Genomic DNA, 985 nt, shown 5'->3' on the forward strand with positions numbered 1-985 from the left:
ACACCGCCGCTCTGCACGACAAGGCTCGTGCTCAGCGCATCAACCTGCGTGTCGTCGATGGCGAGCGTCTGGGTCTGTCCCTCGACGAAACCACCAGCCAGGCCGACATCGAGACCCTGTGGAGCCTGCTGGCCGACGGCAAAGCCCTGCCGGACTTCGCGGCACTGGCCGCCAGCGTCGAAAGCCGCATCCCGGCTGAACTGGTACGCCAGTCGGCGATTCTCAGTCACCCGGTGTTCAACCGTTATCACTCGGAAACCGAGCTGATGCGCTACCTGCGCAAGCTCGCCGACAAGGACCTGGCACTGGATCGCACCATGATCCCGCTGGGTTCGTGCACCATGAAACTCAACGCCGCCAGTGAAATGATCCCGGTGACCTGGGCCGAATTCGGCGCCCTGCACCCGTTCGCCCCGGCCGAGCAAAGCGCCGGCTACCAGCAACTGACCGATGAACTGGAAGCGATGCTCTGCGCCGCCACCGGTTACGACGCGATCTCGCTGCAACCGAACGCCGGCTCCCAAGGCGAATACGCCGGCCTGCTGGCGATTCGTGCCTATCACCAGAGCCGTGGCGAAGAGCGCCGCGACATCTGCCTGATCCCGTCGTCGGCCCATGGCACCAACCCGGCCACCGCCAACATGGCCGGCATGCGCGTGGTCGTGACCGCGTGCGATGCCCGCGGCAACGTCGACATCGAAGACCTGCGCGCCAAAGCCATCGAGCACCGCGAGCACCTCGCCGCGCTGATGATCACCTACCCGTCGACCCACGGCGTGTTCGAAGAAGGCATCCGCGAAATCTGCGGGATCATTCATGACCACGGCGGCCAGGTGTACATCGACGGCGCCAACATGAATGCGATGGTCGGCCTCTGCGCACCGGGCAAGTTCGGCGGCGACGTGTCGCACCTGAACCTGCACAAAACCTTCTGCATCCCGCACGGCGGTGGCGGCCCGGGCGTCGGCCCGATTGGCGTGAAATC

The 985-nt window shown here is 65.4% G+C and carries 1 pseudogene; it reads left to right on the plus strand.

What is annotated here, in order from left to right:
* Positions 1–985 (plus strand): annotated as a pseudogene (locus tag AC1RKH_RS28080) (glycine dehydrogenase (aminomethyl-transferring)); the annotation flags it as partial.

This window comes from Pseudomonas sp. GW822-FHT06B12, from assembly GCF_058799675.1.